The sequence below is a fragment of the Ochrobactrum sp. SFR4 genome, assembly GCF_019730395.1.
Lineage (GTDB): Bacteria > Pseudomonadota > Alphaproteobacteria > Rhizobiales > Rhizobiaceae > Pseudochrobactrum.
This window is the reverse complement of record NZ_JAAPBB010000450.1, coordinates 1-336: the sequence shown is the minus strand read 5'-3', so window position 1 is coordinate 336 and position 336 is coordinate 1. Positions and strand designations below refer to the sequence as shown.

At 38.7% G+C, this 336-nt stretch carries 1 protein-coding gene; it reads left to right on the top strand.

Annotated features, from left to right (window positions below):
- Window positions 1-17 precede the first annotated feature (17 nt).
- On the top strand, window positions 18-336 hold a 319-nt coding region (locus HBA93_RS19765), incomplete at its 3' end, for a hypothetical protein (RefSeq protein ID WP_221724423.1).

Here is a 336-nt window from a genome sequence, read left to right as displayed (position 1 = left end):
CACGTAAGATTGCTTAAATGATTGATTTCGATGACTCAGTAGATCGGCATGCAATACCAAGATGGTTGTCATTACAGCAATCCAAGTTAATTGGTGAGTTGGGTGCCACGAGTGTTGCTCAAAATAGAGCCACACAAGATTTTATTGCGCAATCTATTAATTATATTGATGCAGAATTTGAGAGAATTAGCGCATTGTGGCAGTTTACCAGTGACTTAGCTGATGCTGAGGAATTGCTTGCAGTCGCTGTTGTAGCAAATCGTTTACGTGATGATGTTGTTATGAATGCAGCAAATTTTGTAGTGCAATCAAACAACTCGCAAACTGAGTTAATTA